The sequence below is a fragment of the Mesorhizobium sp. Mes31 genome (assembly GCF_024519675.1).
In the GTDB taxonomy this organism is placed as follows: domain Bacteria; phylum Pseudomonadota; class Alphaproteobacteria; order Rhizobiales; family Rhizobiaceae; genus Mesorhizobium.
In genome coordinates this window covers 386,898-408,622 of record NZ_JALJRL010000003.1, presented here as the reverse complement: position 1 = coordinate 408,622, position 21,725 = coordinate 386,898, and the positions used below count along the sequence as shown (strand labels likewise).

Here is a 21,725-nt window from a genome sequence, read left to right as displayed (position 1 = left end):
CTCCGCAGCATTCTGAAGGCACGCGCCTGTTAGCAATACCTGTTTTTGGTAGCGGTAACAATAGAATCTCAGAATTCTGTGGTGAAGGCTTGTTTGTGGGCGCGCGCAATGATTTGATTTCTGCCGCCACGTCGGACTGTGACAGGAATGCCGAAAAAATCATCTGGAGACGGAAACACGCACGGTGGGAGCGCGAGGATGCGCGACGTGGCGGTCCGCGCCGGCGTCTCCACCATGACCGTTTCACGAGTGCTGAACGAGCCCGGCAAAGTCTCCGAGGAGATGCGCGAAAGGGTGCTTCGGGTGGTTCGCGAGATCGGCTATCTGCCGAACCACCTGGCAGGCAACCTCTCGTCGAGCCGCTCCACGACGATCGGCCTTATCGTCCCGAGCATCGACAACTCTATCTATACGCAAACGGTCAAAGGCCTTTCGGAAGTGCTCAAGCGCTCGGGCTTCCAGCTGATGATCGCAGAATCAGGGTATGATCCCAACGAAGAGGAAGAACTGATTACGATCTTCCTCAGCCAGCGTGTGAGTGGCTTGGTCTTGCACAGCACCGAGCATACGCCGCAAGCTGCGGAGAAGATCCGGAAATCTGGCATTCCCGTCGTCGAAAACGGCAATATACCGGAAGAACCATTGGACATGGTGGTCAGTTTTTCCAACCACGATGCATCCTACGCGATGACGATGCATCTCGGCCGGCTTGGATACCGCAAGATTGCTTTCGCCAGTCTTTACTCGGTGCATAACGACCGCTCGAAAGACCGGCTGAAAGGTTATCAAGCCGCGCTGAAGCAGCTTGGACTGGATCCCGACCCCCGTATCGTGCTGGAGACCGAGCGAGGCCTCGCCGCCGGGGCAGAAGTGGTGGCCCGCGTGATGCAGAGCGTACCAGAAGTCGACGCCTTGTTTTGTGCGGGAGACGTGCTGGCGGTTGGCGCCCTCTTTGAATGCCAGAAACGCGGCTGGCCGGTCCCCGGCCGGATTGCTCTGGCAAGCTTCGATGATGTGGACCTGCTGCGCCACGTCAGCCCATCCGTCAGCACCCTAAGGCTCCCGCGCTATGACATCGGCGAGCGGACGGCGCGAATCCTGCTGAGTCGAATCATGGACGGCGCCGAGCATCTGCGCGGCAGTGTGATCGACCTGAAATTCGAATTGATCCAGCGCGAAAGCACCTGACCTCAGATATCCGGTATCACCCGTTGCATCGCTGACGTCGCTGCTCTAAACTTAATATCTGTTACCGGTAACAGAACGGGAGTCGCCGCACAGCCCGACATTCGGGCCAGGGCGAGGACTTTCGTGATGCTCACAAAGCAGCGGGGCAAGGTATGAGCGTGTCGACGGAAACAGCACAACCGATGCTTCCTGTCCCGACAAAAGTTCTGAGCGAACGCCGCGCGCTGATCACCGGCTCCACTGCGGGGCTGGGACAAGCGATCGCCGCTCGGCTTGCCGAGGCCGGCTGCAGCGTCATGCTGCATGGGCTCGAAGCGCCCGAGGCGGTCGAGTCACAGCGTCAAGCACTGGCCCAAAGGACAGGCGCGCAGGTTGCCTATCACAGGGCTGATCTGTCCACGCCCGCGGGTGTCGAGACGCTGGTTGCAGCCGCAAGCGCCGAACTTGGCGGGGTGGATATTCTTATCAACAACGCGGTCGTACGGCATTTTGCGTCGATCATGGATTTTCCACCCGAACAATGGGATTTGGCGCTGGCCGTGAACCTTTCGGCCATTTTCCATGCCGTCCGGTTGTTGCTGCCGCGGATGCGGGCGCAGAACTTCGGGCGCATCTTCAACATAACCTCCGTCTACGGCATGCGCGGCACACCAGGCCGAGTCGGCTATGTGACGACGAAATCGGCCATACTGGGCCTTACCCGGGCCGTGGCGTTGGAGAACCTGGACGTTGACGTCACCTGCCATAGTCTCTGTCCGGGTTCGGTTCTGACACCCGGTACCGAGAGCCGGGTGGAAGAATTGATGGCGGATCGAGGCATTGACCGCGGCGCGGCGGAGCGCCTCTTTCTCGAGGGCAAGCAGCCCGGCGGCAGCTTCGTCTCGCCACAGAGCGTCTCCGATCTCCTGGTTTTTCTCTGCGGGCCGATTGCCCGTGACATGACGGGAGCCATGCTTCCGGTCGAGGGAGGGTGGCTTGCGAGCTAAGCGGATCCGATCGACGTGATTTGGCGCCATACCGGCTTGGCAGCGAAAGGAGCCACGCATGGATGATACTTATGAGCTCTACGCGGTTCGCTACGGTCACCACGACCGCAATGCAGCCGCGAATTTTATCGGCGGCGATCCGCATGATGGTCCGATGCCTCTCGACTACTTTGTCTGGGCCATCGTCGGCAAGACGCGGACCTTTGTGTTCGACACCGGCTTTGACGCCAAGGTGGCGCAGAAGCGGCAACGGAATTTGCTGCGGCCGGTCGGCGAGGGTCTGAAGATGATCGGGATCGAACCTGACAAGGTCGAGGACGTCATCCTGTCGCATATGCATTTCGATCATGCGGGTAACCACGACCTGTTTCCGAATGCCCGCTACCACGTCCAGGACGTGGAGATGGCCTATTGCACCGGGCGTTGCATGTGCCACGACTATCTGCGCCACCCCTTCGCCTACGAGGACGTGGCCAACATGGTCGCCAAGCTCTTCGCCGGGCGGGTAGCGTTCCATGACGGGATCAGCGAGATCGCTCCTAATCTCACAGTGCATCGCGTCGGCGGCCACTCGAAGGGATTGCAGGTGGTTCGGGTGAAGACAGCGCGCGGCTGGGTGGTGCTCGGCTCCGACGCCTCGCACTTCTATGCCAATTTCGAGCAGAACCGACCCTTCCCGGTGCTGGAGAGCGCCACTGATATGCTGGAAGGCTACGCCACGATGCGCAAGCTCGCGAGTTCGCCCAAGCATGTCATTCCCGGCCATGACCCGCTCGTCCTGACGCGCTATCCGGCCGCATTGCCGGGGGTCGACGATATTGTGCGTCTGGACCTCAATCCGATTGCGGAAGCGCCGTGAGCGCACGGAACCGGGCAGCACTCGACTTTAACGGAGTTTACGATGACCAACCTCAGACTGGGCTTTGCCGGTATTGGACGCATGGGAACGCCGATGGTGAAACGGCTCATGGCGGCCGGGTACACCGTAAGCGTTTACGACACCAACGACGTCGCTGCTTCGGCGTTGATGAAAGAGGGAGCGGGAAGGGCCAAGACCCCGGCGGAGCTGATGGGTCTCTCCGACGTGGTCCTTTTATCGCTTCCAACGCCTGAGATTGTGCACGCCGTGGCGCTCGGCCCCGATGGGCTTGTCTCGGGCAAGGGAGCAAAAATCGTTATCGATCTGTCGACCACCGGCCCGCGCACCGAGCGGCAAGTGGCGGAAGGCTTGAGGGCCGCTGGCATTACGACGGTCGACTGTCCGGTGAGCGGTGGTGTCGGCGGCGCCGAGAAGGGCACGCTCGCCATGATGGTTGCGTGCGACGTTTCGACGATGGAGACGGTGCGACCGATCATCGAGACGCTCGGGAAACCTATCCACGTCGGCGCCGAGCCGGGCATGGGTCAAATGGTCAAGGTGATCAACAACCTCATGTCGGTCACGGCGCTGTCCATTGCCTCCGAAGCGCTGGTGCTCGCCACCAAGGCTGGGCTCGATCCCGATATCCTGATCGAGATTGTCAATTCGGGCAGCGGAAGCTCCAATGCGACGATGACCAAAATTCCGAAATTTGTCCTGACCCGCAGCTTCGATTTCGGCTTCTCGATTGGCCTGTCGGCGAAGGATATCCGTCTCTGCCTCGAGGAGAGCGACGCGCTCGGCGTGCCCATGATCGTGGGCGGCGCGGTACGGCAACTTCTGACGGTAGCAAAGAGCGATCTTGGTGCGGACGCGGACCTTACCGAAATCATCAAGCCGATAGAGGACTGGGCCGGCGTGACGGTCGCCGGCGGGAAGGCGAGGGGCTGATCCGTGGCAATTTGCAGATCGGAGGTTCGCTTGTGACCGGCGACATCTCACAGCCTTTCGCCGCAGGCCTCTCGCGCCGGCTCGCCGCCTTTGTGCATCGCTCCCGCTGGGAGGACGTCCCGGAGCCGGTCCGCGCGCACGCGATGAGGGCAGTTTTCAATGGCTTCGGAACAGCACTCGGCGGGTCGTCCGATCAGGCAGTGCTGCGGCTGACCAAAAGCCTCGCGCCCTTTTCGGCTGGCGAGAACGCGACCGTGATCGGCCATACGCAGCGGCGGGACGCATTGACGGCCGCTTTCCTGAATGCCGCGGCCATGAATGTCTTCGACTTCGACGATACCCATGCCGGTACGATCATCCATCCCACCGCGCCCGTTGCGCCCGTCGTGCTTGCCCTGGCTGAAACGCGACCGGTCAGTGGTGCGGAACTCCTTCACGCTTTCACTCTTGGGGTGGAGGTCGCTTGCCGCATTGGCAACGCAGTCTCCCCTAACCACTACGACCGCGGCTGGCATATCACCTCCACATGTGGAATCTTCGGTGCCGCCGTGGCCGCCGCGAAGCTCCTCAAGCTGGGCGAGAACGAGATACTCTGGGCGCTCGGCAATGCTTCCGCGCAAGCTTCAGGTCTCGTCGAGACGCTCGGCTTCATGGCCAAGAGCACTGGCGTCGGCAATGCGGCCCGCGGCGGTCTCGTCTCGGCCCTGATGGCGCAGTGCGGCGTCGAAGGCCCCCCACAGCCTCTTGAGGGACCGCGTGGCTTTCTCAAAGTTTGCTCGGGCCAGCCCAAGCCTGAATTGATCGAGGGCGGGCTGGGCAGCGAGTGGGAAATCTTGCGCAATATGTTCAAGCCCTATCCCTGCGGGGTGGTGCTGAACCCTGTTATCGATGCTTGCCTCGCTGCTCGTGCCACCCCCAACTTCTCCGCCAACCAGATTGTCGAGGTTGTCGTGCGGGGTGCACCCTTGCTCAAGGCTCGTGCCGACCGGCCGGAAGTCACCACGGGGCGCGAGGCGCAGGTGAGCGCCCAGCATGCGGTGGCGGTCAGCCTGCTGCGCGGTCATGCTGGTGCCGAAGACTTCAGTGATGCGGCGGTGAACGATCCCGAGGTCAGTATCCTGCGCGCCAAGGTTCGCCCTGTTGAGATCGATGCCAGCACGCCGGTTGAAGCCGCTCATGTCTCGATCCGATATGCGGATGGCTCTTCGGTTGTCGTGTCCGAAAAAGTCGCGACCGGCAGCCTCGCTCGACCCATGTCTGACTCAGCACTCCGAGAAAAATTTGCCGCCCTGGCGAGATACGGTTGCCCCACACTCGCCGTGGCTCCGCTTGCCGACGCGCTTTGGACGCTTGTCGATCAAAAAAACGCCGGCGATCTCATGAAGCTTGCTCGGCCACGCTCCGAGGTTGTGCGCGAATAAGCGTCCATCGATGCGGATATCTGTCCATGCTTGACATCGCGGAGTTAGCATTGAACCAAACGTAAGGCCCACCATGACCGTTGATTTCGCAACGAAAAATGCCCTGGTTGAGAGCGATTTTCCCTTTAAAATCAGGAGCGTGACTTTTTCACAGCTTGATGTCGGAATCTGCGCGACGTTGTAGGATACTCTACAATGATTTCGAGCCCTTCGTTCTTGGCTAGGCGTGGGGCGGGAGTTGAGACCCGCTCGTCTTTGCACGCAGCCAGTCCGAGACGCGATAGTATCGCAACATTGCGGCTGGAGCGAACGACATGAAGAAGGGCGCCCGCCGAAGTGGCTCGAGCTTCAGCGATAGGTCTTTTTCCGGGACCCCCTTCGCCCATTCGCCGAGTATGCCGCCGAGCATGCTTCCGGTCGGCACGCCGCGCCCGGATAGCCCTGTCAGCGCGACGACGCCTGGCGCGAGTTGATAGAATCGCGGGATGGTGCGCTTCTGCATGTCCAGTTCGCCGAACCAGAAGTACTCCCATCTCAAGTCGCTGCCGAGCTGCGGATGGAGCCAGCGCAGGCGATCGGACATGAGGCGGTGTGTGAAGGCCATGTCCCGTCCGCGGCGGCCCATCGGGAACATCGAGGCGACGATGCGTCCCTCGGCGTTATACTTGTAGACGAAGATGTCGCCGCGACCGTCATGCATCGTGGTATTGCGCGGCAGGATGGTTTGGCGCTCGCTGGCGGTCAGCGGTTGGGTGGCGGCCACGAACACCCTCTGGATCTTGTAAGTCTGGTCGAGGCCGGGCCATCCGTCGACGGTGTAGGCGCCAGTCGCAAAGATGACCTTGTCGGCGACAACGGTTCCTTCGCCGGCGTGCACTGCCCAGGCACCATCCTGCCGCATGACATCGCGGACCGGAGACCCCGTGTGGACTGTGCCACCTTCCTGCATGACGGCGCGGGCCAGGCCTCTTGCGTATCCCAGTGGATTGAGGTGACCGGCCTCGGAATGAAACCAGCCGCCATGGTATCGCGGGCTGCCGGTGATTTCCTCGGTCGCCTGTTTGTCGAGCACCCGCGTGTTGGCGCCGACCGCATTGTACTGCTGCGCCTTTGCCTCCAGCTTGGCGACCGCGCCTGGCGTCAGTGCGCCCATGACGTAGCCGTTCTGTTGCCATTCGCAATCGATGCCGTAGCGCTCGATCATCCCCGCGACTTGTCTGTTTGCCCCTGTCTGCCGGGCGATCAGCCTTTCGGCCCACGGTTCGCCCAGCATGGCCCGCAGTTCGGGCAGGCTGTAGTGGGTGAAGGTTGGCGTGCAGTGGCCCGCATTGCGGCCCGAGCCGCCGAAGCCGATCTCCTGGGCTTCGAGCAGAACCACATCTATGCCGTCACGGGCGAGATCGAGCGCGGTGGTCAACCCGGTGTAGCCGCCGCCGACGATGCAGACGTCCGCCCGCCTGCGGCCTTGCAATGGGCTGGTCTCTGGCGGCGGCGGCGCGGTCGCATACCAGAGCGAGACTTCAAACGGTGAAAACCTTGCCATTCCGGGCGACCTCACAGCATGTCGCTTCGTGCGTCGAGCGCATCACGCAACCCATCGCCGATAAAGTTGAAACTGGTGACCGCCAGGGTGATGGCGGCACCAGGAACGATTGCCAGCCACGGCGCGCTGTCGAGATATTGCTGGGCGCCGTTCAGCATGTTGCCCCAGCTCGGCAGCGGAGGCTGGATGCCGTAGCCGAGGAAGCTGACATAGGCTTCCAGAAGGATGGCGCGGGCAACGGTAAGCGTGGCCGCGACGATGATTGGACCGATCGCATTGGGCAACAGCTCGCGAAACATGATGTGGCTGTTGCTGAGCCCGAGCATGCGGGCGGCGACGATGAAGTCGCGTTCGCGCAGCGAACGCACTTCCGCCTCGACGATGCGAGCGATTTCCATCCAGCTCGTTGCCGCGATGATCAGCGTGATCATGATCGGGCTGGGTTTGATGAAGGCCGCCATCGCCAGCAGCAGGAAGATGTTGGGGAAGGACAGCGTCGCGTCGACGAAACGCATCAGCACGGTGCCGATGCGGCCGCCGAAGAAGCCGGCGGCGATCCCCAGCACTGTGCCGAAGACCGTGCTGATAACCATCGCGGCGAAGCCGACCAGGAGTGAAATGCGGCCGGCCATGAAGAGGCGCGCCGCGATGTCGCGGCCAAGCGGATCGGTGCCGAAGAAATGATAGCCCGTGAACGGTGGCGAGAAGCGGCCACGCAGGTCGATGTAGAGATCGTCAAAGGGTAGCAGCAAGGGCCCGAAGACGCAGGCCAGCACCAGCACGATGATCATCACCAGGCCGAACATCGCCAGTCGATGACGGGCAAATCGGCGCACGGCGCGGCCATGCCACCAGCGTTGCCTGGCGTGGGTGGGGACAAGGAAATCCGACTGGGTCATCGCTTCGTCCTCAGCTCAATCGAATGCGTGGATCGACGAATGCTACGGTGAGGTCGGCGGCCAGATTGCCGGCCAGGACGAGGACCGCTGACATCATCAGCAGACCCATCACGACGGGATAGTCGCTGTAGCCGAGACTATCGAGGAACAGCCGTCCCATGCCGGGCCAGGTAAAGACCGTCTCGGTCACCAGCGCGCCACCCAGTATTGTCGGCAGTTGCAGCCCCAGCAGGGTGATCATCGGCAGCAGGGCGTTTCCGAGGATGTGGCGGATCAACACGCGTCGGGAACTCAGCCCCTTGGCCCGGGCCGTTCGCACGAAATCCTGACTGATGACGTCGAGCGTAGCGGTGCGCATGTAGCGGCTCCACACGGCGACATTGACCAGCGCAAGAACGATGCTCGGCATGATGAGATGGATCGCGTAGTCGCCGAACGAGCCATTGCCGATGGTGTACATGTTGCCGGCCGGCAGCCATCTGAGCCGCAGCGAGAAGATGTAGATCGCGATCAACCCGAACCAGAAGGTTGGGATCGACAGCGCTATCATCGCGCCGACCGTCGCCGCGTAGTCGAAGATCGAGTATCGCCTGAGCGCGCCCAGGACACCGATCCAGGTGCCGACAAGGATGGCGATCGCGGTCGAGACCCCCATCAGCAGCAATGTCGCGACAAGGTGCTCCCAGATGATGTCGAGCACAGGCCTGCCGTCCCGGTAGGAACGGCCCCAGTCGCCGCGAAGCAGATGTGCCAGCCAGTCGAGGTACTGGACAGGAAGAGGTCGATCGAGCCCCATTTGCGAGGCGATGCGGTCGAGATCGGCCTGCGTCATCCCCGGCGTCAAGCTGAACTGCGACAGCGGTCCGCCCGGTGCCAGGTTCAGGACGGCAAAGCCAATCACCGAAACCAGCAGGAGCAGGACGAGACTTTGCCAGAAGCGTCCCAGCAGATAGCGAAGCATGCCGGTTGTCTCCGTTTTGGGTGTCCGTCGGATACAGTCGCGCCAGAGGCGCCTTGTCGGCCATGCGGGCCGAGCCGGTCATTGCCGGCCCGGCCTCGTTTGCGCGGCTATGCCCAGTACCAGACGGCCACGTCCCAGGAGTCGATGCGCACATTGATGTTAGGCTCGACGCCTTCGACACCGGACTTGTGTCCGCGGACCGTCGCGTATTGGAACATCGGCAGGAATGGCAGGTCGTTGCGGACGGTCTCCTGGATTTTCAGGTAGGCCTGCTTGCGTTTCTCCGGCACGAATTCGACACCGCCGGCCTCGAGCAGCTTGTCCACCTCCGGGCTGGCATACTGCCAGGTGTTCTGGCCGGCGCCACCCTTGGCGGGAATCGACTTCGAGCTGAGGTAGTCCGAAGTGTCGGGATCGGAGCCCGTCAGGAAGTTGATGCCGACGACGACGGAATCGAATTCCGACTTCATCCAGTAGTCGCCCCACATCACGGCCGGCGGCAGGTTGGAGATCACCACCTCGACGCCGATATCGCGATACGATTGCTGGATGAACTGCTGCGCCTGTTCGCGGATGTGATTGCCCGCCGTGGTCGAGTTCTTGAAGGAGAGGCGGACACCGTCCTTGACGCGGATGCCGTCCGCGCCGGGAAGCCACCCCGCGTCGTCCAGCAGTTTCTTTGCCTTGTCCTGGTCGTACTCCTGCTTCGGCAAATCCGGATTGTAGTAGAAGGACTGCTGCGGCATGTAGGTTTCGGTCGGGGCCGGCAGCCCATAGTAGAGGGCGTCGATGATCGTCTTCTTGTCCAGCGCATGGTACAGCGCCTGGCGGACGGCGAGTTCCTTGAACTGGGGGCGCTCCATGTTGAAGCTGAGCGACTCGACCGTGGCGGCGGGGATGACGGCGACCGACGTTCCGCTCAATGCCTTGGCTTCCTCATAGTGGTCGGCCGTAATCCACTGCAGTCCGATGACGTCGATATCACCGGTCTTGAACTGGGTGTAGAGAACGGTCAGATCCGGAATATACTTGTAGATCAAGCTCTTCAGATAGGGGCCGTCGGCGAAGTAGTCGGTATTGGCGGCCAGTTCGATATGATCGCCGGCCATGCGTTCCACCCATTTGAACGGGCCGGTCCCGATCGGGGCGTTGTTGAACGGCGCGGTGTTCTTGTCCTCGGCCGCGCCGAGCACATGCTTGGGAACGATGAAGGTCGCGGCCAGGATCGACGGGTAGGGCGCGTAAGGCTCCTTCATCTTCCACTTGATCTCGGTTGGCGAGACGACAGTCAGGTCCTGGACAAGTTCGTGGCCGGCGCGCCGCCAGCTGCGAAACTTCGGATCGACCAGCAGTTCGAGCGTGAACTTGACGTCCTCCGCGGTGAACGGCTGTCCGTCATGCCACTTCACGTCGTCGCGCAGCTTGACGTGCCACTCGAGTCCGTCGGCCGAGATGCCACCGTTTTCGACGGTCGGCACCTCCTTGGCCAGCGCGGGGAAGAAATTGCCCTTGGGATCGACACCAAACAGAGGATCGAAGACGCTGAAATGAATGCCTTCGTCGACCTCGATGTGGGGCAAATGCGGGTTGAAGACGGTGGGTTCCTGGGAAAAGCCAACGATCACCTGTCCCTTGGGTTCGCTCGGCGGGGTTGCCGCATGGGCCCTGCCTGCTCCCGTCAGGCTGGGCATGGTGAGGCCGGCGGCACCGGCGATTGCCATTCCAAGCGCCTGACGACGCGTCGGTCGAAAGATAGTGCTGCTGCTCTTGTCTGACATTGGAGGCTCCTCTTGATAGTGTTCCACTTTCGCTGCGTCACGCTCTCTTGTCGGAGCGCTTATAATCCTGAGATCGGCGCGACCTTCGATCCGTCCGAAAACCGCGACCATCGAAAATCCGTGGCATCGACGATCGGCGGCCGCCCGGTGACGATATCCGCCATCAGCCTGCCTGCCGCGGGGCCGATGCCGAAACCATGGCCGGAGAAACCCGTCGCCACATGAAAGCCGGGCACGCCGTCGACGGCGGAAATGACGGGAACGGCGTCGGGCGTGACGTCGATATAGCCGGCCCAGCGCTGTGCCACCTGTGCCTTTTCCAGAACCGGAAATGCCTTGCGGGCATTTGCAAGGACGCGTTCCGAGCTCTTCCTGGAAGGCTTGGGATCGAGCACGCGGCAGTATTCGAAGGGGCTGGCCTCATCCATCGCCCAGCGGCTCGGCATCTTTGCCTCGTCAAGAAAACGACCACCCAGGCGGAATTGAAGCGATCGCCACTCTGTCTTCCAGGCCGGAAGAAAATCGCGCGCATAGCGAAAGGAGTTGGGTACGATGTCAACGAGATTGCTCATGCTGGAGGCGACGGTGTAGCCACCGTCCTGGCGCTTGCGGATGGCGAAGTTGTTTGCCCACACGGCTTGGTCCGGCCCGTTCTCGACAGGGGTCGTGCGAAGAACCGTGTTCATGACCTTCAACTGCGGCAGGTCGAGGCCAAGCGCTCCGCAAAACAGGTTCGACCAGGCCCCTCCGGCAAGGACGACCGCCTTGCAGGCAATGAAGCCACGTTCGGTCACCACGCCCGAGACGGCGCCGTTCGTCGTCTCCACGCCGCGCACGGCACATTCCGTGAGTATGGCGGCGCCGCGGTCGCGTGCGGCTTCGGCAATCGCGGGCGCCGCCTTCTGCGGTTCGGCGCGACCGTCGGCGGGCGTGTAGAGCGCTCCTTTGACATCGAGATTGGAGCCGGGGAGGAGGTCACGCAATTCGCCCGCGCTTATCATTCGCGACTCGAGCTGATAGCCTTCGAGGTGTCGTCCCCAGCGCTCGTGCTGTTCGTATTCCTTGTCGTCCGCGCAGGTGAACACGATTCCGGCCCGGGCATAACCGGTGTCTCGTCCCGTCCGTTCGGAAAGCCTCGCCCATATCCGCAAAGCCTCCGCCATCAGCGGAACCTCGCGTGGATCCCGCCGGGAAATGCGAACCCAGCCCCAGTTGCGGCTAGACTGTTCCTGTCCGATCCCGCCCTTTTCGCACAGGGCGACCCGCAAGCCTCTCTCGGCCAGTTCCAGTGCCGTCGAGGTGCCGATGATGCCGCCGCCGATGACGACGCAATCCACCTCCCTTGGCAGCTCGATATCTCCATGAACGGGGACGACGAACGGTCCGGGCATGCTCAGTAGGACTCCTCAAGCTGGCAATTGATGGAAAATTCCGCGACGCTCGCATGGTCGGGCAGATCGAGAAGCAAGCCGATGATGCGCGCGAGGTCGTCCGGATCGGTCATCAGCGCATCGGCGCGATCGGTGATGCCGCGGGCCATGTCGGTGGCGACGAAACCGGGACAGACTGCCGTTGCCCGAATTCCGAGGTCCCACCCCGCCTGCCGGATGCCGTGGGAGAGCGCGACGGCGGCAAACTTGGAGATCGAGTAGGAACCTGCCGCCACGGACTTGACCCGCTTGCCCGACAGCGAGGCGAGGATGATCACCCGGCCCGCGCGGCTCGCCGCAAGTGATGCCCACGACGCACGGACCAGACGGCGCGGAGCCTTGACATTGATCTCGAACATGCGATCGAGATCCGTGTCGTCGATGTCTATGACCGACTTTGGAATCATGATGCCGGCGCTAGCGATAACCGCGTCGATACGCTTGAAGGCCTCGATAGTGCCGTCGACCCACGTCTGTTCGCTGCCGGCCTCCGTGGCATCGTAGGCAAACACGCGGACGCGCTCACTATCGGCCCAGTCGGGCCGCACCGGTTCGCGCATGCCCAGCGACAACGTCCAGCCCGTTTCGAACAGGTGCCGGGCGCAAGCCGCACCGATGCCGCGGCTGGCACCGGACACGAGTGCCACACGCTGGCCGGCTGGGCGTCCTGCGGGTTTCGTCATTGGTCGAGTCCCGCGGTGCGGCGGTAGACGCGCCGCAATATGTCCAGCAGACGCTTCTGGTCTTTCTCGGGCACATCAGCGAAGAAATCGCTGGATTGCTTGGTGGCGATCTTGCGCACCTTGCGGGCGAGGTCTGCCCCCTTCGGGGTGATGTGGAGTTCCTGCGCGCGTCCGTCGTCCGGCGCCGCCTGACGCGTGATCAGTTCGTGCTCGATCATCTGGTCGACCAGCCTGCCCATGGCGGATCGATCGCGCATGATGAGCTGCGCGATGACCGAGGGCCGTATTCCTGGATGGCTGTCGACAAGGAGCAGGGTGGTGATCTTGCCCGTCCCCCGGGCAACATCGAGACCTTCCAAGCGGTCATCGAGATCGCGCGAAAGCGCTATGTTGATGCTGCGGATATAGAAGCTCAACGTGTCTTCAAGAACATCCAGCCCGACTGTCTCGACGGGATAAGGCGGACCTTTTTTCTTCACCGGCATCGAACACTCTCCAGAGGCTGTCGTGGACAGCCTTCATCGAGATCGCCGCAGCCCCATCCGGGGTTGTCGAGGGTCTTTCCAGGGCATGATTGAGCGGATAGTGGATAAATGCAACTACTTTTAGTGGACAAACGCAACTATTCTGCTCGGCAGCAAGCCTGGCGCGGCTCGCATCAGCGGACTGATCTAGGAACAGGCGTGCGGCCGCGCCCTTGGGCACGATCATTCATCGTTCAGGGAAGGGATCTTCAGCGTCGCCGGCGGCTCAAGCGGCCGGCACCCATGCCTTGCCGGGAATGGCGGAGATCAGTTGCCTCGTATAGGGGTGATGTGGCGAACGGAATATCTGCGAAGGCGGGCCGCACTCCACGACTTCGCCGCGGTTCATCACCAGGATCTCGTCGCAGATGCGGCTTGCCACCCTCAGGTCGTGAGTGATGAAGATCATGGCGATCTTCATTTCCTTCTGGATGCTGGCCAGCAGATCGAGGATCTGCGCCTGGATGGAGACATCGAGGGCTGAGACCGCTTCGTCGGCGACCAGGACCTTGGGATCCATCATCAGAGCCCGTGCGATGCCGATCCGCTGACGTTGGCCGCCAGAGAATTCGTGCGGAAAGCGGTCATAGGCACCCTCGTCGAGGCCGACCAGACGCAGCAGTTGCAGCGCTTTCGCGCGCGCTTCCTGGGCGGACAGACCATGTGCCATCGGGCCGACGGTGAGGATCTTGGCGATCGTCTGGCGCGGATTGAGCGAAGCGAACGGATCCTGGAAGATCATCTGGATGTGCGGCCGCATCGGCCGGAACTGGGAGGCCGAAAGTGCAGCGATATCCTTGCCGTCGAACAGGATGCTGCCTCCGTCGCTGTCCAGGAGTTTCAGCAGGACGCGGCCCAGCGACGATTTCCCCGAGCCAGACTCGCCGACGATGCCGAGGGTCCTGCCCTGGCGAACCTCGAAGCTGACCTGCTTGACGGCATGCACGATGCGGGACCGCGAGAAGAAGCCGATGCCCGGCCGATATGTCTTGTCGAGTTTCTGCACCTCCAGCACGATCGGAGTATCCTCACGCGCCTTCGTTTCGCTCTCGATCATATGCGGGACGGCGGCGATCAGCCGCTTGGTGTAGGGGTGGCTTGGATTGCCCAGCACGTCGGCGACGGCGCCTTGTTCGACCATCGCGCCCTTCTCCATGACGATGACGCGATCGGCGATTTCCGCGACAACGCCAAAATCGTGCGTGATGAACATGACGCTCATGTTCTTTTCGCGTTGCAGCCGCCGGATCAGGGCGAGGATCTGCGCCTGGGTGGTGACGTCGAGAGCCGTCGTCGGCTCGTCGGCGATCAAAAGATCGGGCTCGAGTGCGAGCGCCATGGCGATCATGACGCGCTGGCGTTGCCCGCCAGAGAGCTGGAACGGATACTGGTGGCGCAGAACCTCCGGCTCCGGCAGGCCGACTTCGCCGAGCAGATCGACAACCGCCTTGGCGCGGGTCGCGGAGGTGCCGGACCGGTGTGCTTCCATGACCTCCGCCACCTGCTGGCCGACAGTCATCAGCGGATTGAGCGCCGAAAGCGGATCCTGGAAGATGATGGAGACCGAACGGCCACGCAGGCTGCGCATCACGTCTTCCCCGGCGCTGGCGAGATCGTGGCCCTTGAACCGTATGCTTCCCTGCGCAATCCGCACCGAAGACGGCAGCAGGCCCATGATGGCATTCGCGGTGACCGACTTGCCGGAGCCGGACTCGCCGACGATGCAGAGCATCTCGCCCTTCCTCATGTCGAAGGATATGTTTTCGACTGCGTTCTCTCGCTCCATGTTCTTTGGCAGACAGATGGTCAGATTTCGAACAGAGAGAACAGTCTGCTCGCTGGGCTCGAGGGGTGTCGTTTCGCTCGGCGCCATGGCTCGGCCTTTCGAAATCCAATGATCTGACCGGGCATACTAGTCGCACATCCTACCTTCAGCACAAGCCCCGACGACTATTTCATTCGTCGGCTGGCCGGCGAACCATTGGCGTCCGGGGTCGCGCAATATGCGGTTTCGGACTAGGGACCGGTTCCCTCAACCTAGACGAACATCATCACGACGATCGCGCCGATGATGATCAGGACAAGGCCGCCGATCAGCATCGGCAACAGACTATTGTCCGGGTCGATACCAGACTCAAACTGCCTTGCTATCGACTTGTCGGTCTTCTTTGCTTCAACCATGGTTCGTCTCCGTGCGGGAAAAATCTGCAGCTTGCGGCAACAGGGGCCGCGCGTGCGCAGGTGATTGTGACGGCTATCTGTTCCGCCCAAATCGCGGATGTGATGCCGTGCTTGATTTTTCGCTGCGCGACATTTTGTAAGGAGATCTTACGCGCCGCTTCGCGCCAGGCGGGAAGGTTGGGGCGGCGGCAGCCCGCCGAGGAAATCCTGGGGCATGAGTGTCACGTCGGCCAGCGTGTAACGGTCAAGGATGCTCTGGAAGGAGGCCATCGCTTCGCCAAACATGCTCGAAAGCTTGCAGGAGCGGGTGAGCACGCATTGGTTTCCAGTGGCAAAGCACTCCACAACCGCGAAATCCGGCTCGGTCAGTCGTATGACATCGCCGATCCGGATCATCTCGGGCCGGAGCCCCAGAGCAAGGCCGCCGGAACGGCCTCGGACTGCTTTCAGGTAGCCGCTACGCGTCAGGGTATTGGCGACCTTGTTGAGGTGTGTTTTCGACACACCGAAGGTGCGTGCAGTCTCCTCGATCGTAATCAGGCGGTCGCCAGCGGAGGCCGCGTACATCAGCATCCTCAAAGCATAGTCCGAGAAGTTGGTCAGCCTCACGGGCGGTTCCTTTCTTGGATCGGCGTGCTGCTATGGAACCTCCTGCAAACCAATTCGGCCTCACAGGTCTTTGTCGGCAATCGGCTCGATGCCAATCGTGGTTTCGCCACGGTTGAAGGCGACCGCAAGACGAAAGCTGTGAGCGATGCGCAACGCGCGATCCATGAAAAGCGCCGCCACCTCGGGCGGGCAGATGCGGCGCACCGTGGCGCGAAACAATTTCAACCAACGCCGGAAATGCACCTCGCCAAGGCCGGCTATCGCCAGATGTGGCGGCAGGGGCCGCCCTTCATAGCGGGTCGTTCGCAGGAGTGTCGCGGACCAGAAGTCACACATCTTTGACAGATGACGCGGCCACTCGTCGGGCTGTATCTTCTGGTGGAAGAGGGGCCCGAGAAGCTCATCGCGGCGAATTTCATCATAGAAGCCGTGAACCACGCCATGGATCATGGTCTCGTCAAGCACATCCGGCAACGGGACGCCGTCCAGGATGATGGTGCTCTTGCTGCGGCGATTTCCGCTCATATGTGCTCCTGGTTCACAAGGCCGAGGCGGCATTGGGTATCCTTGCTCGCACATGCGGCGCTCTGACGGTCGAACGGCCGATACGAAGCATCGCCTCGTTTGCGTTGCCCGCTATGTCCTGGCGTGGAATGGAACCAGCATTTCAGTTAAAACATATATTGTCAATGTATGTTATATCTGCGGCGACCATGGAGTGCCAGGGATGCGGCCGAAGCGGGCTCGATCTCGCCATCGCGCGCAATCCTCACCTTTTCGCGAAGTCCACAGCCTGTCCACGGCTTGCGTAAAATCTTACCATTCGCATTCAGGCATCATTGGGCGTGATTTGGTAGCGTGCCGTGACAACAATCAGGAAAGCGAAGGTAAGGTCTCAACAAGGGAAAGAATGACTCAGTCCCCGTCAACGATCGCAATGTCCTTGATCGCCCCAGGGATGTTTCTTGTGTTTTCCTTTGTTTTTTGCTGCGCTTGGCTGGTCGAGCGAAAACGGCACTACCTGCTGCTTCTTGCCCTCTCTTGCATACTGTTCTGCGCGGGCGCTTCGGTGCAGATCTTCCATCTTCCGGACTCGGCGTATCCTAACGCGGTTATATCAAGCGTGTTTTACACATCGGCTGTCATTGCGGCCACCGAAGGGATCCTCGGGCGATCGCAAAAACAACTCGGGCTGCGCGTCGAGCTGGCGATGCTGCTGGTCATCACGGGCCTGATCTGGTTTTTCTGCTATGTCACGCCGCATGTGCTTGCGCGCATTTATATCCAGAATTTTGGATATGGCGCGATCCTGCTGATCGCATCGCTTCGGCTCGTTCCCGGACCACGGACAAGGCCGGTGGATCGTGCTCTTTTCTGGATCATGTTCGTCTTTGCGGTTCAGTTCTTTCCGAGGACCGCGCTCACGGCCGGGCCGAACGCTTTGTTCTCGGCGCGCGACTTCGGCCAATCGCCGTTCTGGCAGGCGCTGCAGGTGTCATTGGCCGTCCTTGGTGCCGCGCTCGCTTTCGCGATCCTGGCGGCTGCGCTATCCGATCTTCTGGATGATCTTCGTCGCGAGCGTGACAACGATCCGCTCACGGGTGTGCTCAATCGGCGAGGATTCGAGGAGCGATCTGGCGTTTTGGTCACTCGAGCCGGCGGAGCCTCCGTTTCTCTCGTCCTTTGTGACCTCGATCACTTCAAGTCGATCAACGACACCTATGGTCATCCCGCCGGCGACGACGTCCTTCGACAGGTAGGTGCGATTTTAGTCAGCGAGCTGCAATCATCCGACATCGCCGGCCGGATTGGTGGGGAGGAGTTCGCTATTCTGATGCCTGACACGCCGGAGGAAGACGCCGCCGCCGTCGCGGAGCGGATTCGAAAACGGATAGAACGCCAGGCCTTTGATCGAATACCCACTTCGCGTCGCGTTTCTGGAAGTTTCGGGGTTGTCGAGCGTCGATCCGCGGAGAGCCTCCATGACGTGATGGTGAGAGCCGATCAACTGCTTTACAAAGCCAAATCTGACGGTCGCAACCGGCTGGCACGAGCGGTGGAAGAAGAGAGGCCGCCGGCCAGTATTTCGTCACTAAAGCTCGCCGCCGTTCACGTGGTTCCGTGAAGGGCCACGCGCGTCCCGCTGCGCCGAGCCGGTCCCGATTTCACAATCCCATGGTCTCAGGACGTGCTGAGTTCGGCGCCCTGTCTCGTACATCGCGGCTGGCGGGAATTGCGAGCGTGCCAGCTTGCCAAGGCACCTCCTCTGCCTGCTTGGTATGCCACGCAAACGGGCGAACGCACCCTTATTGCGAGGTACCAGAAATCTGACACCCCGTGCTAGGGCCTGGCCTAGGTTTCGGTTTTATTTGTCATCGGGCGCCCGAAGCCCGGACCACATGTCCCTGACCGCGCGATAATGCTCGTCGGGCTTGTACTCCGTGACCCGCAGCCCAAGGCGGGAAGCGGAAAGATGGCCGATCGCAGAAAGGATTGCATAGCTTGCGAGAACCTCGTCGCGCTCGCTCGACACACGATTTATCTGCGTCGTGATCAATGACGCCTGCGCATTGAGGACATCGAGCGTGGAGCGCTGGCCGACGTTGCGTTCTTCGATAACGCCCTGCAAAGCCAGCTGTGCCGCAGAGATGGCTTGTCGATTTGCCTGAACCGCCACCCCGGCAGCCTGATATTGGCTCCACTGTGACGCTAACGCGCTGCGAACCTGATCCCGATTGACATCAACTTCTATCCGCGCCTTCGCCAGCGCCGCCTTGGCCTGCCTGATCTCGGCCGAGGCTTTACCGCCTTGATATATTGGAACGTTCAAGGTCGCGCCGATCTCCGCCGAGTTATAGTAGCCGTTGGGAGAGTACGAAATCTCAGGCGAGTAGTTCTGATAGAGCCGGGTGATGCTGACTTCAGCCGAGGCCCTCGGAAGAAGTGCCCCCTCGGAAGACTTCACCGAGAACTCTGCTGCATCGACGAGATGCTCTGGACTGAGAATGGCTGGGTGATCGGTCTGCGCGACCGCGAATGCGGCCTTGAGCGTTGAAGGCAGCAATTTGGCAATCGGCTTGGTTGGCTGCAGCTTCCCCGGCGCTTCACCTACAACCTGGCGGTACGTTGCTTCACTGGACAAGACCGACGCCTCGGCACTGGCCAGCTGCGATAGCGCCTCGGCTTGGCTGGCCTGCGCCTGAGCGACATCGGTGCGCGCGCCATCTCCAACTCGAAATCGATCCTCGGCTGCACGTAATTGTTCGTTCAGAAAGGCTAAGTTCTTTCTTCGCAAGATGACAATCTGGCGATTTGCAAATACATCGGTGTAAGCACTTACGGCTGCATACAGGGTGTCCTGTTCAGCGCTGCGCAGATCTTCATTCGAGGCTTTCACCTTCGCCTCGGCGACGTGTACGTTGTTAGGCGTCTGGAATCCGTCGAACAGAGTCTGGTCCAACGTTATCCCGAAGGAACCTGTCGACAAGCGACTGCCCGGGGAAATAAACCCCCCTGTTGAAAGCTTCGTCTTGGATTGAGAAAGATATCCAACGCTGGCGGAGCCATTCACTGTCGGCCTCAAGCCGGACTTCGCTATCGCAACATTTTCATCGGTGATCCGCACACCGGCGCGGGATGAATTCAACGTCGAATTCAGCGCATACGCCTTCGACATTGCGTCGAAGACAGTCTCGGCCCGTCCGAGTGCCGGCGTGAAAATGCATGTCAGAAAAACCGCCGCGGACTGAAGCTTGCTAACCATTCACCTGACTTTCGAAATCGCAGCATCCGCCTTGGGCCGAATAAATAGATGTTTCGTCACACCGACAAATCATCAGATTTTGAGAAGCTTGAAAAATTTCAGAATTTTGACAAGGAAGTTTGTTTTAACAAATGCACTTTCATCAATTTCGCCAGGAATTCGCCGCTTTATACCAAGTCTGTTTTTTGAGTATTTCTTCCGTCTCAAAGGTGCAGTAATGTACGGAGATTTTGTTTGTTTTTTGTCAGTATCTATCTTTCCAAATTTTTCCACTTTGGTTTACACCTGTAAAATTGGCGTCATTTGCGTCTGTGCAGCAATGGCAACAGCCAAGCTATCACTGTATAGAGATGAGATGTCATACCTATAAACTTCGACAGGCGGGCGCCGAAGCTGATTTTTGTAAAGAATTGTTTCTGGACATTTCTGATTTTTGCTATCATGCGCGCCGCATGATGCTCATGCTTCGTTCGACTTTCCGGGAGCCTCACCAGCTAGGAGCGCCCCGTTTTTTATGGCTAGGGACAGGTTGGTAGCGGACGCAGCTCACGACACTGACCCCCCGATCAAGCGCAGCGGAAAGTGCAGTTCGGTCGAGGGTGGTGCAAAAGCAGTTTCGGTTGAGCCGGGTCGACATGGCCGGCTCGCTTCCGATCCGTTGGGGACTGCGTGCTCGACTATGTCTCCTCGCTGCCGGGCGCGGGGCTGTCCCGCTCCATCGCAGCGATGATTGCGGCCTGAACGGACTTGTCCTGCGTCATTACGGCCGCGCTCAGCGATCGCAGGCGCTGCCGCGTTTCGTGGAGCTGATCGATCAGTGACAAGACGACCGGCAGCGTGTCGGCGTCGATCTCCAATTCATAGCGAAGCGTGCAGATCAGACGGACGCGTGCGAATTCCATGTCGTTGAAGACCATGGTCCCGGCGTCCTGCCGCGGCACGACAAGTTCGTCCCGGATCCAGGCCTCGAGATCGCTGCGCTGGAGCGCGGTTATGCGCTCGACAAGGTCATCGATGCGCATCATGCCAGCATCTCCTTGCGGGGGTGATCAGGATGTTTCGGCTGCCAGTTTTCGAGGAACGCAACCAGTTCGTGCTCTTCGGCCGAGGGCAGAACAGCCTTCAGGGTGATCAGCTGGTGTCCGCGTTGTCCGGTCTTGCGGTTCCGAATGCCCTTGTCGCGCAGTCGCAGCGTCTGGCCGGTGTTCGACCCTTTCGGGATAGTCATCGCAACAGGACCGCTTATGGTCGGAACCTCGATGCGTGCGCCAAGCATCGCCTCCTTCAGGGTAACGGGAACCTCGACATGAATGTTGTCGTCCTTGCGATGGAAGAACGGGTGCGGCTCGACATGCAGTTCAACGTAAGCGTCTCCTGCCATTCCGCCGCCGAATCCGGCCATGCCCTGGCCCTTCAGTCGCAGCATTTGCCGGTCCTCGGCTCCTTCGGGGATCGTCACCTGTAGCGTCTTGCCTTCAGGCAGCGTGATCGTGCGCTGGGCGCCATTGACCGCGTCCATGAATTCCACCGGCAGCACATAGCTCACATCCTGGCCGCGCGCCTGAAAAGTCTCGTGTCCCCGCTGACCGCCGCCTGCAAACGCCCGCCTGAGGAATTCTTCCAGATCCTCGTTGCTGGCGAATCCTTCGTTGGCTGCGTGCGAGGCGTCGACACCGCCGTCGGCGAAGTCGCGATAGAACCGCTCCCGTGGCCGTTCCGCTCCGGAGGCGTCTATCTCGCCCGCGTCGAAGCGGCGCCGCTTCTCCTTGTCCTTGAGCAGATCGTTGGCTGCGGAGATGTCCTTGAACTTCCCTTCCGCTGCCTTGTCGTCCGGATGCAGGTCGGGATGGAACTTGCGCGCCAGTTTCTTGAACGCCTCCTTGATCTCCTTGTCGGTGGCAGTGCGGGCTACGCCGAGCGTCTCGTAAGGGTCTTTCATTCACCTGATC

Annotated in this window: 20 protein-coding genes and 1 pseudogene; 7 read left to right on the top strand and 14 right to left on the bottom strand. The window is 60.8% G+C overall.

Translation table 11 applies throughout. The annotated features are described in order from the left end of the window. The first annotated feature begins 198 nt into the window (after window positions 1–198). The 6 genes and pseudogenes from NR193_RS07205 to NR193_RS07180 all read left to right on the top strand — a co-directional run bounded on the left by NR193_RS07205 (window position 199) and on the right by NR193_RS07180 (window position 5,405). Window positions 199–1,188, top strand: a complete 990-nt coding sequence (locus NR193_RS07205) for a LacI family DNA-binding transcriptional regulator (RefSeq protein ID WP_256750176.1) — start codon at window positions 199–201, stop codon at window positions 1,186–1,188. A 152-nt stretch (window positions 1,189–1,340) separates the two neighbouring features. Next, window positions 1,341–2,174 carry an SDR family NAD(P)-dependent oxidoreductase gene (locus NR193_RS07200; protein ID WP_256750175.1) on the top strand — a complete coding sequence of 278 codons (834 nt, stop codon included), beginning with the start codon at window positions 1,341–1,343 and terminating at the stop codon, window positions 2,172–2,174. A gap of 58 nt (window positions 2,175–2,232) precedes the next feature. Beyond that, entirely contained in the window at window positions 2,233–3,033 is an 801-nt protein-coding gene (locus NR193_RS07195; RefSeq protein WP_256750174.1) for an N-acyl homoserine lactonase family protein, read from the top strand. A 39-nt stretch (window positions 3,034–3,072) separates the two neighbouring features. Beyond that, window positions 3,073–3,543, top strand: a pseudogene (locus NR193_RS07190) (NAD(P)-dependent oxidoreductase); the annotation flags it as partial. Between the two features lie 30 nt (window positions 3,544–3,573). Next, entirely contained in the window at window positions 3,574–3,984 is a 411-nt protein-coding gene (locus NR193_RS07185; RefSeq protein ID WP_306279994.1) for an NAD-binding protein, read from the top strand. 32 nt (window positions 3,985–4,016) lie between these two features. Then, complete coding sequence (locus tag NR193_RS07180; RefSeq protein ID WP_256750173.1) at window positions 4,017–5,405, top strand: MmgE/PrpD family protein; 1,389 nt, start codon at window positions 4,017–4,019, stop codon at window positions 5,403–5,405. Between the two features lie 220 nt (window positions 5,406–5,625). Here NR193_RS07180 and NR193_RS07175 read toward each other — a convergent pair whose 3' ends face one another. From NR193_RS07175 to NR193_RS07125, 11 genes are all read right to left on the bottom strand, one after another. Beyond that, entirely contained in the window at window positions 5,626–6,948 is a 1,323-nt protein-coding gene (locus NR193_RS07175) for an FAD-binding oxidoreductase (protein WP_256750172.1), read from the bottom strand. Window positions 6,949–6,959: 11 nt separating this feature from the next. Then, window positions 6,960–7,847: an ABC transporter permease gene (locus NR193_RS07170; protein WP_256750171.1), complete on the bottom strand. Its 888-nt coding sequence runs from the start codon at window positions 7,845–7,847 to the stop codon at window positions 6,960–6,962. Between the two features lie 10 nt (window positions 7,848–7,857). Further along, a complete protein-coding gene (locus NR193_RS07165; protein ID WP_091581854.1) occupies window positions 7,858–8,808 on the bottom strand; it encodes an ABC transporter permease in 951 nt (316 codons plus the stop codon). A gap of 107 nt (window positions 8,809–8,915) precedes the next feature. Continuing rightward, window positions 8,916–10,586, bottom strand: a complete 1,671-nt coding sequence (locus NR193_RS07160) for a peptide ABC transporter substrate-binding protein (RefSeq protein ID WP_256750170.1) — start codon at window positions 10,584–10,586, stop codon at window positions 8,916–8,918. Window positions 10,587–10,645: 59 nt separating this feature from the next. Beyond that, window positions 10,646–11,977: an FAD-binding oxidoreductase gene (locus NR193_RS07155; RefSeq protein ID WP_256750169.1), complete on the bottom strand. Its 1,332-nt coding sequence runs from the start codon at window positions 11,975–11,977 to the stop codon at window positions 10,646–10,648. A gap of 2 nt (window positions 11,978–11,979) precedes the next feature. Beyond that, on the bottom strand, window positions 11,980–12,699 hold the full coding sequence (locus tag NR193_RS07150; protein WP_256750168.1) for an SDR family NAD(P)-dependent oxidoreductase: 720 nt from the start codon (window positions 12,697–12,699) through the stop codon (window positions 11,980–11,982). After that, window positions 12,696–13,184 carry a MarR family winged helix-turn-helix transcriptional regulator gene (locus NR193_RS07145; protein ID WP_256750167.1) on the bottom strand — a complete coding sequence of 163 codons (489 nt, stop codon included), beginning with the start codon at window positions 13,182–13,184 and terminating at the stop codon, window positions 12,696–12,698. Before NR193_RS07145 ends, NR193_RS07150 begins: the two co-directional genes overlap by 4 nt. Before the next feature lie 265 nt (window positions 13,185–13,449). Next, a complete protein-coding gene (locus NR193_RS07140) occupies window positions 13,450–15,096 on the bottom strand; it encodes an ABC transporter ATP-binding protein (protein ID WP_375162689.1) in 1,647 nt (548 codons plus the stop codon). 164 nt (window positions 15,097–15,260) lie between these two features. Then, the gene (locus NR193_RS07135; protein WP_256750165.1) at window positions 15,261–15,404 is read right to left on the bottom strand and encodes a hypothetical protein; all 144 of its coding nucleotides are present in this window, start codon (window positions 15,402–15,404) and stop codon (window positions 15,261–15,263) included. Between the two features lie 147 nt (window positions 15,405–15,551). Then, complete coding sequence (locus NR193_RS07130) at window positions 15,552–16,013, bottom strand: Rrf2 family transcriptional regulator (RefSeq protein ID WP_256750164.1); 462 nt, start codon at window positions 16,011–16,013, stop codon at window positions 15,552–15,554. A 60-nt stretch (window positions 16,014–16,073) separates the two neighbouring features. Continuing rightward, a complete protein-coding gene (locus tag NR193_RS07125) occupies window positions 16,074–16,538 on the bottom strand; it encodes a group III truncated hemoglobin (protein WP_256750163.1) in 465 nt (154 codons plus the stop codon). Between the two features lie 433 nt (window positions 16,539–16,971). Here NR193_RS07125 and NR193_RS07120 point away from each other — a divergent pair, with 433 nt between their 5' ends. Beyond that, window positions 16,972–18,138 (top strand): diguanylate cyclase, encoded by a 1,167-nt coding sequence (locus NR193_RS07120; RefSeq protein WP_256750295.1) that lies wholly within the window; start codon window positions 16,972–16,974, stop codon window positions 18,136–18,138. A 240-nt stretch (window positions 18,139–18,378) separates the two neighbouring features. On the opposite strand, the gene NR193_RS07115 is transcribed toward NR193_RS07120, so the two are convergent. From NR193_RS07115 to NR193_RS07105, 3 genes are all read right to left on the bottom strand, one after another. Continuing rightward, window positions 18,379–19,776 carry a TolC family outer membrane protein gene (locus tag NR193_RS07115; protein ID WP_256750162.1) on the bottom strand — a complete coding sequence of 466 codons (1,398 nt, stop codon included), beginning with the start codon at window positions 19,774–19,776 and terminating at the stop codon, window positions 18,379–18,381. 677 nt (window positions 19,777–20,453) lie between these two features. Continuing rightward, entirely contained in the window at window positions 20,454–20,801 is a 348-nt protein-coding gene (locus tag NR193_RS07110) for a chaperone modulator CbpM (protein ID WP_256750161.1), read from the bottom strand. Then, window positions 20,798–21,715: a DnaJ C-terminal domain-containing protein gene (locus NR193_RS07105; protein ID WP_256750160.1), complete on the bottom strand. Its 918-nt coding sequence runs from the start codon at window positions 21,713–21,715 to the stop codon at window positions 20,798–20,800. The genes NR193_RS07110 and NR193_RS07105 overlap by 4 nt, the downstream gene beginning before the upstream one ends. Between the last annotated feature and the right edge of the window lie 10 nt (window positions 21,716–21,725).